At 70.8% G+C, this 8,351-nt stretch carries 7 protein-coding genes and 1 pseudogene; 5 read left to right on the top strand and 3 right to left on the bottom strand.

Annotation, left to right across the window (positions count from 1 at the left end; all coding sequences use genetic code 11):
• Window positions 1-646: pseudogene (locus CCN39_RS32400) on the top strand (hypothetical protein); the annotation flags it as partial.
• A gap of 169 nt (window positions 647-815) precedes the next feature.
• On the opposite strand, the gene CCN39_RS32395 reads toward CCN39_RS32400, so the two are convergent.
• The gene (locus CCN39_RS32395; RefSeq protein WP_086848490.1) at window positions 816-1,439 is read right to left on the bottom strand and encodes a TetR/AcrR family transcriptional regulator; all 624 of its coding nucleotides are present in this window, start codon (window positions 1,437-1,439) and stop codon (window positions 816-818) included.
• Between the two features lie 148 nt (window positions 1,440-1,587).
• Here CCN39_RS32395 and CCN39_RS32390 point away from each other — a divergent pair, with 148 nt between their 5' ends.
• The gene (locus CCN39_RS32390) at window positions 1,588-2,622 is read left to right on the top strand and encodes an NAD(P)/FAD-dependent oxidoreductase (protein ID WP_086848489.1); all 1,035 of its coding nucleotides are present in this window, start codon (window positions 1,588-1,590) and stop codon (window positions 2,620-2,622) included.
• A 40-nt stretch (window positions 2,623-2,662) separates the two neighbouring features.
• On the opposite strand, the gene CCN39_RS32385 is transcribed toward CCN39_RS32390, so the two are convergent.
• Window positions 2,663-3,460, bottom strand: coding sequence for an IclR family transcriptional regulator (locus tag CCN39_RS32385; protein ID WP_086848487.1), 798 nt, complete (start codon window positions 3,458-3,460; stop codon window positions 2,663-2,665).
• 105 nt (window positions 3,461-3,565) lie between these two features.
• Here CCN39_RS32385 and CCN39_RS32380 point away from each other — a divergent pair, with 105 nt between their 5' ends.
• Genes CCN39_RS32380 through CCN39_RS32370 form a run of 3 tightly spaced genes read left to right on the top strand, consistent with a single transcriptional unit; the run spans window position 3,566 to window position 7,266 of the window.
• Window positions 3,566-4,528: a 5-dehydro-4-deoxyglucarate dehydratase gene (locus tag CCN39_RS32380; protein ID WP_086848485.1), complete on the top strand. Its 963-nt coding sequence runs from the start codon at window positions 3,566-3,568 to the stop codon at window positions 4,526-4,528.
• A gap of 42 nt (window positions 4,529-4,570) precedes the next feature.
• Entirely contained in the window at window positions 4,571-5,908 is a 1,338-nt protein-coding gene (locus CCN39_RS32375; RefSeq protein WP_086848483.1) for a gluconate:H+ symporter, read from the top strand.
• Window positions 5,909-5,931: 23 nt separating this feature from the next.
• Window positions 5,932-7,266, top strand: a complete 1,335-nt coding sequence (locus tag CCN39_RS32370) for an enolase C-terminal domain-like protein (protein ID WP_086848481.1) — start codon at window positions 5,932-5,934, stop codon at window positions 7,264-7,266.
• 24 nt (window positions 7,267-7,290) lie between these two features.
• Here the strand turns inward: CCN39_RS32370 and CCN39_RS32365 are convergent, their stop codons facing one another.
• Window positions 7,291-7,590: an EthD family reductase gene (locus CCN39_RS32365; protein ID WP_086848479.1), complete on the bottom strand. Its 300-nt coding sequence runs from the start codon at window positions 7,588-7,590 to the stop codon at window positions 7,291-7,293.
• Window positions 7,591-8,351 lie beyond the last annotated feature (761 nt).

The following is an 8,351-nucleotide window of genomic DNA, read 5'->3' as shown; positions in this document are numbered from 1 at the left end:
GCGGCACATCCGCGGCCGCGGCGCCGCCGACGAGCACCTGGCCCTGGTGGGCGTGCGCGGCCGCCTGCGGTTGCTCGCCGGGATGATCCGGGACAACCGCCCGTGGCGGCTGGTGCCCAACCTCGCCGGAGCCGCCGCGGCCGCGGCGGCGACGGCCGCGTACGGCATCATCACCACCTCGTTCTGGAAGCTCGCCGAAGCCCTGCCCGCGCTGCGGCTGACCGGGATCACGGTCCTGGCGATCGTGGTGATGGCGGGCTGGCTGATGGTGCACAACCACCTGTGGGACTCACCCTCCGGGCACCTGGACCGGCGGAAAGCCTTCCTGTACAACGCTTCGACGGCGCTGACGCTGTCGATCGGCGTCGCATGCATGTACGCCATCCTGTTCGTGCTGGCGCTGCTGACGTCGATCGTCCTGATCGAGGGCACTTACTTCGGGCAGGTGCTCGGCCATCCGGCCGGGCCGCCGTCGTTCCTCAAGCTGGTGTGGCTCTCGACATCGGTGGGCATCGTCGCCGGGGCGCTGGGCTCGAGCCTCGAAGACGAGGAACGCGTCCGCCGGGCGACGTACAGCCGACGTGAGAGGGAGCGGCAGCAGCGCAACCGCGAGCGCGCCGAGGAACCCGACAACGGAGACGACTGAGCGGTCACCGGGGGCTCGTGAGGTGGCCGCGACGCCGTGCGAAAACGGCATCATTCGTGGCGGCCGTGGTTTTCGGCCGGCTCGCTCGGCATCGAGACCGCGGGGGTATGGGGAAGCCGAAGAGGTACGCGCGACGGAAGCCGGCGAAACGCTACCGACTGTGCTCTTCTCAGCGGTGCTGCGGGCGAGGCAACAAGGCGAACGCGCTCTCCGCGATCGACGTCAGGCGGGCGGGACTGTGGCCGACCGCGCCCACGACATCGATCCCGCGGATGATGGTCAGCAGAAGGTACGCGAGGTCCTCGGGATCCGCGTCGGGGTCGATGTCGCCGTTGCGCTGCGCCGCTCGGACACACTCGGCCACCGCCGTTGCGACCGCGGCGAAGCAGGCTTTGGCCGTGCGTTCCACCTCGGGGTCGGCGGCGCCGAGTTCCAGGGCCATCTTGGCGGCGAAGCAGGCCGCCGCCGCCCGGTCGGGGGCGGGGGGTACGTCGTCGGCGAGCGGCACTCCGTGGACGGCGCGGAGCAAGTACCTGCGCAGTCGTTCCAGGGCGCCCTCGTCCGGTCCGGCGAGCGCCTGCGGCGCAACCTGCCCCAGCCGGGCGGAGTACCCGGCCATCGCCTGCAGCAGCACGCCGTGCTTGCCGTCGAACGTGGCATAGAGGCTGCCGCGGCCCACGCCGGTGGCGGCGCTGATGTCGTCGACGCTCGTGCCGTTGTAGCCCGTGGTGCGGAACTGCCGCTCGGCGGCGTGCAGGACGTGGTCGCGGTCGAAGCTTCGTGGTCTTGCCATACCCCGAAGTTAGCGCCGGCCTGCCGTAGTTGACAACTCAGTACAGAACTCTCTAGATTGATGACAGTTCAGTACAGAACCGCTCTGACCTCCCTGGTCCGGGCTTGCCGGACCGCGACGCCGCGAAGGCGGCTTGGAGGTTGGACTCGTGACCCAGGAAACCCAGCGACCGCCTTTTGGCGAGGACTACGCGAGCGACGCACTGGCCGAGGGGACCGTCGACGCGGTGGTGATCGGCGGGGGCGCGGCGGGGCTGAACGGTGCCCTGATCCTCGCCCGCTCCCGCCGCTCGGTCGTCGTGATCGACAGCGGCTCCCCGCGCAACGCGCCCGCGGAGGCCGTGCACGGCTTCATCGTCTTCGACGGCACCCCGCCGTCCGAGATCCTTCGACAGGGCCGGGAACAGGTGCGCCAGTACGGCGGACGCGTCGTGCACGGCGAGGTGGTCTCGGCCGAGCCCGCCGCCCCGGTGGACGGGGACCTGCGGTTCACCGTCACCCTGGCCGACGGCCGCAGCATCACCGCTCGCCGCATCCTGGTGGCCACCGGCCTCACGGATGTGCTGCCGCAGGTGCCCGGGCTCGCCGGGCACTGGGGGCACAGCGTGGTGCACTGCCCGTACTGCCACGGCTGGGAGGTGCGCGACGAGCCCATCGGTGTTCTCGCCACCGGGCCGGCCTCCGTCGGCCACGCGTTTCTGTTCCGTCAGCTGACCGAAGACCTGACCTATTTCACTCACGGCACCGACCTGGACGAGAACAGCCGCGCCCGCTTTGCCGCCCGCGGCATCCGCATCATCGACACCCCGGTCACCGAGGTCGTCGACGACACCGACGGTGCCCTCGCCGGGGTGCGCCTGGCCGACGGCCGGGTCGTGGCCCGCCGCGTCCTCGCGGTCGCCGCGCCGATGCAGGCCCGCACCCAGGGCCTGGAAGGCCTGGGCCTACCGGTGCAGGACGTGCCCGACAAGGGCCGCGGTTTCGCCTCCGGCACGGCCGGCACCACCGAGGTGCCGGGGGTGTGGGTGGCCGGCAACGCCACCGATCTGGTCGCCCAGGTCGGGTCCTCCGCGGCGGCCGGCGCACTGGCCGCCGCCGACATCAACAGGATGCTGGCCATCGCGGACGCCGACGCGGCCCTCCGGCGGATCGCCGAGGCAAGCCCGAAAGTGACCGCAGGATGATCTTGAAGCCTTCGGATCCGAGTCTTCGTCGAGAAGACCGTCAGCGCCAGTCGGGCGCGCCTGGTGCCAGCAGCGTCTCGATCTTCAGCTGGATCTCGCGCATGACCGTCACGATGCGGGCTTCGTGCTCCGCGGTGAGCCGGGACAGCGGGACCGAGCAGCTGATCGCGTCGATGGCGGGGGTGTCGTAGCGCAGGGCGAACCCGAAGCCCGCTATCCCCGGCACGGTTTCCTCGTGTTCGATCGAGTACCCGCGCTCGCGTATCTGCGCCAGGTCGGCCAGCAGTGACGCGCGATCGGTGTGCGTGTTTTCGGTCAGCGCGGTGAGCGGCTCGGCCAGCTGAGCGAGTTCGGCGTCGGAACGTTCGGCCAGCAGCGCCTTGCCGAGCGCGCCGGCGTGGGCCGGGATCCGCCGGCCGACCCGGCTTATCGTGCGCACGTATTCGTGGGACTCGCGGGTGGCGAGGTAGACGACGTTCGGACTGTCGAACCGGGCCAGGTGGATCGTCTCGCCGAGCGCGTCCGAGGCCTCGTCCAGGTAGGGGCGGATGACGCGCACGCGCCGGTCGGTGTCGAGGTAGCTCGTGCCGGTGAGCAGGGCGCGGATTCCGATTCCGTACAGGGAACCGGTGACGTCCGTGCGCACCCAGCGGCAGGCCACGAGGGTCTGCAGCAGCTGGTACATGCTGCTGCGCGGCACGCCCAGCTCCGCGGCGAGCTCGTCGAGGCGGGCCGGCCGATCGCCGCGCGCGGCAAGCAGCTCCAGCAGCGCGACGGTCCGCGCCGCGGACTTCACCCCGCGGACTCCCGTGGCCTGGCCTTCGTCACCCTCCGACATGCCCCCATCGTAAATCGGGCTCGGCGCGCCCATTGACCCCTGGCGTTCAGCTGTCTACCCTCCATCTGCATACATAGACAGCATCTGCATACGGGGACGTTGTTCATGGATCTGATCAACGCGCACACACCGGAAGCCGTCGCCGAGCGGCTGCGCGACGGCATGGCCGGCGGAGTTCTTTCCTTCCCGCTCACCAGCTTCAGGGATGATGGGGACCTCGATCCGGACTCGTATCGCACGTACCTGGGTACGCAGCTCGCCGCGGAGCCGGGGGCGGTGTTCCCGGCCTGCGGGACGGGGGAGTTCGGCGCGCTGGACGAGGACGAGTACCGCTCGGTCGTCACGACCGCGGTCGAGGTGGCGGGCGGCCGGGTGCCGGTGGTCGCGGGCATCGGCTACGGCTGGGCTCAGGCGCGGCGGTTCGCCCGGATCGCGGAGGAGGCGGGGGCGGATGCCCTGCTGGTGCTTCCGCACTACCTGGTCACCGCCCCCCAGGACGGTCTCGTGGAGCAGCTGCGCCGGGTCGCCGGCGGTACCCGGCTGCCGCTGATCGCCTACCAGCGCGACCAGGTCTCGTTCACCGCCGCCGGCCTGCGCCGGATCGCCGAGATCCCGACGGTCATCGGTCTCAAGGACGGGCGCAGCGACCTCGACCGGCTCCAGCGCCTCACCCTCGCCGCGCCGGCGGGCTTCCTCTTCTTCAACGGCGCGGCCACCGCCGAAATCCAGGCTCGCGCCTACGCCACGGTGGGCGTCCCGGCCTATTCCTCGGCGGTGCACGCCTTCGCGCCCGAGATCGCCCGCGCCTTCTTCGCCGCCCTGACCGCAGCGGACGACGACGCCGTCGACCAGCTGCTGCGGGAGTTCTACGTGCCGCTGGTGGAACTGCGCGACCGCGTCCCGGGTTACGCCGTCTCGCTGGTCAAGGCGGCCGCCCGGCTGCGCGGGCTGCCTGTGGGCCCCGTCCGTGCGCCGCTGACCGACCCCGGGCCGGACGACCTCGCCGACCTGGCGAAGGTCCTCGACAGCGGCCTTGCCCTCGTGGGAGCCGCACGCCGGCTCGCCTGAACGCACCCGCCCGCTCGACCCACAGTTCAAAGGGGAACTGACATGCCACTCGTCGTGGTCGGTATCAGCGTTGTGATCCTGCTCCTGTTGATGACGAAGCTGAAGCTGAACGGCTTCGCCGCCTTGCTCCTCGTCGCCGTGGCCGTGGCGATCGTCCGGGGTATTCCCCTGGCCGACATCCCCGACGTGCTGTCCGACGGCATCGGCGGCCAGATCGGCGACACGATGCTCACCATCGGCCTCGGCGCGATGGTCGGCCGGGTGATGGGCGATTCCGGGGCCGCACAGCGGATCGCCGGGAAACTCCTCGACGCCTTCGGCCCGCGCTGGGTCCAGGTGGCCATGGTCGTCACGTCCATGCTGATCGGCGTGACCATGTTCTACGAGGTCGCCTTCGTCATCATCGTGCCCATCGCGTTCACCCTGGTCCGGGTCACCGGAGCCAAACTGCTGTGGGTCGGGCTGCCGATGTCCATCGCCCTGTCGACCATGCACAGCTTCCTGCCGCCCCACCCTGGGCCGACCGCCGTCGCCGCGACCTTCCACGCTTCGGTCGGGCTGACCCTGTTCTACGGGCTGTTCATCGCCGTCCCCGCCGGGGCGCTCATCGCCCTGGTGTGGCCGCGGCTGCCGTTCGTCAAGCGGATGGACCCCGCCGTGCCCACGGGCCTGGTCGGCGAGCGCGAGTTCACCGACCGGGAAATGCCCGGGCTCGGCTGGTCCCTGGGCGTCGCCCTGTTCCCCGTGGTGCTGATCGCCGGCGCCGCGGTGACCGAGCTGGCCGTGCCCGGCGACAGCCACTTCATGCACCTGATCGCCTTCATCGGCTCGGCTCCGATCGCGCTGCTGCTCACCCTGCTCCTGGCGATCTGGGTGTTCGGCCCGCGCATCGGCCGGAGCCTGGAAGAGGTCGGCGGCTCCTGCGCCTCGGCGGCCAAGGCGATGGCGATGATCCTGCTGGTCATCGGCGCCGGCGGCGCGTTCAAGAACGTGCTCGTCGAAGGCGGGATCTCCGACTACATCAAGGACCTCACGCACAGCTGGCCCATCTCGCCGCTCGTCCTCGCCTGGCTCATCGCGGTCATCCTGCGCGTGGCGCTCGGCTCGGCCACGGTCGCCGTCGTCACCGCCTCCGGCGTCGTGCTGCCGCTGGTGGCGGGCAGCGGGATCCACCCCGAGATGATGGTGCTGGCCGTCTCCTGCGGCTCGATCGCCTTCTCGCACGTCAACGACCCGGGGTTCTGGCTGTTCAAGGAATACTTCAACCTCTCGGTCGTCGAAGCGATCAAGGTCCGGACCAGCTACACCACGGTCCTGGCGATCCTCGGTCTCGGCGGCGTCCTCGCCCTCGACGGCATCCTGGGTGCCCTCGACATCTGATCAACCCGCACAGGAAGACATCCATGAGCGTCAAGCAGCCGATCGTCACCGCTTTCTCCGTCTACCCGGTCGCCGGCCGGGACTGCATGGAGCTGAACCTCTCCGGCGCCCACGGGCCCTACTTCACCCGCAACGTCGTCGTCCTCGAGGACTCCGAGGGACGCACGGGCCTGGGCGAGGTACCGGGCGGGGAGAAGATCACCCGGACCCTGCGTGAGGCCGAATCGCTCGTCGTCGGGGCGAAGGTGGGCGACTACAAGCGCGTCCTGCGGGAGATCGGCGACCGGTTCGCCGACCGCGACACCGCGGGCCGCGGCGCCCAGACCTTCGACCTGCGCACCACCGTCCACGCGGTGACCGCCGTCGAGGCGGCGCTGCTCGACCTGCTGGGTCAGCACCTCGAGGTGCCGGTCGCGGCGTTGCTCGGTGACGGGCAGCAGCGCGATTCCGTCCGGGTCCTCGGTTACCTGTTCTACGTCGGTGACCCCGACCGCACCGACCTCGAATACGCCCGCGAACCCGGCGCGGCCGCCGACTGGTACCGGATCCGGCACGAAGAAGCCCTGACGCCCGAGGCGATCGTCCGCCAGGCCGAGGCCACCCACGAGCTGTACGGCTTCCGCGACTTCAAGCTCAAAGGCGGCGTCCTGGCCGGCGCGGAAGAGGTCGACGCGATCCTCGCCCTCAAAGAGCGCTTCCCCGAGGCCCGGATCACGCTCGACCCGAACGGCGCTTGGTCGCTGCGCGAAGCGATCGAGCTCTGCCGGCCCCTGGTCGGTATCCTCGCCTACGCCGAAGACCCGTGCGGCGCCGAGGACGGCTACTCCGGACGTGAAGTCCTCGCCGAATTCCGCCGGGCGACCGGCCTGCCCACCGCGACCAACATGATCGCCACCGACTGGCGGCAGCTGACCCACGCGCTGGCCCTGAACTCGGTCTCCATTCCCCTGGCCGACCCGCATTTCTGGACGATGCAAGGCTCGGTGCGCGTGGCTCAGCTGTGTCACGCGATGGGCCTGACCTGGGGGTGCCACTCCAACAACCACTTCGACATCTCCCTGGCCATGGTCACCCACTGCGGCGCCGCCGCCCCGGGCGAGTACAACGCCCTGGACACGCACTGGATCTGGCAGGAAGGCCTGGAACGGCTCACCGTGGCCCCGCCCCGCATCGTGGACGGCGAAGTCGCGATCCCCAGCTCCCCGGGGCTCGGCATCCGGCTCGACCGGGACCGGCTGCTCGCCGCCCACGACCTGTACCGGCAGAAGGCGCTGGGAGCCAGGGACGACGCGATCGGGATGCGCTACCTCGTTCCCGGCTGGGAGTTCGACAGCAAGCGTCCCTGCCTCGTGCGGTGACCGCGTCGCCGACGACCGCGATCGTCAGCTGAGCGGGTAGTGGATCATCTCCACGCCGCCGGTGGCGTAGTTCGGTACATCCGCCGCGACCGCCTTGCCCGCCTCCGAGCCGAGCGCGGCGGCCATCGCCTCGGCGGACTCGAAGTCGGCGTGGAAGACGGCGAAGTACTTGCTTTCCCCGCCGAGCGAGGCCACCTCGAAGGAGTACTGCGACTGCACGAGGCCGGGGAGCTTCGCCGCGAGAGGCAGGTGCGTGGCGACGTAGTAGTCGCGGAAGTGGGCTTCGTCGGCGGGCGGCGGGTAGAGCACGGTGAGCCGGTGCATCGGGGTCCTCTCGTTGCCGGTCAGCGGCGGTCGGCCTCAGCTTGGCACAGCCGGCTCGCCGCACACCGCTCGGCCGGTGATCAGGCCGACGATCTTCCCGGCAGTGCTGGAACCGATCGGTTTCGTGCTGTGAAGAAAATCTGTGGCGCGTGTTTCCCGGTTTCCCGGTCGCCGCTACCTTCGATTCGGGGACGGTGCCGGCGCGGGAAACAAGGGGGAGCCGATGACGCAGGGGGCTGGGGTCGGCACCAAGGGCGCAGGTCGCCTCGGACGACCGGCCGCGTGGCGGGTCGGTTACGGCCTTGTCTGCGTAGCGGCCGCCGGCGCGCTCGTCGCGTGTTGTCACCTGCTCGCTCGTCAGGCCGGCACCGGGAGGCCCCTGCAAGCGTCGTTCGCGGCGGTCGGAGTCGTGACCTGGGCGGTCGTGGTGGTCTGGGCGGGCTGGCAGGTGCTGGCTCCGTTCGCCATCACGGTCGGGCCGGAGGATCTCGAACTGCGCCGGGGACGGCGGCGGCTCCGGCTGTCGTGGGACGCCGTCGAGTCGGTGTACCTGTTGCCCGCGCCGCGTACGGCTCCCGGATCCCCGCCGGCCGGCCCTCGGTCGTCCGGACGAGCAACAGCCCCGGCAAGGTCGGCGGGGAGCCGGGAGCCGTACGCGGCGCGGGCAACAGGTACACCGACTCGACGGCGTCCCACGACAGCCGGAGCCGCCGCCGTCCCCGGCGCAGTTCGAGATCCTCCGGCCCGACCGTGATGGCGAA

This window comes from Amycolatopsis kentuckyensis (assembly GCF_002155975.1).
GTDB lineage: Bacteria > Actinomycetota > Actinomycetes > Mycobacteriales > Pseudonocardiaceae > Amycolatopsis > Amycolatopsis kentuckyensis.
This window is presented reverse-complemented; position numbering and strand designations above follow the sequence as displayed.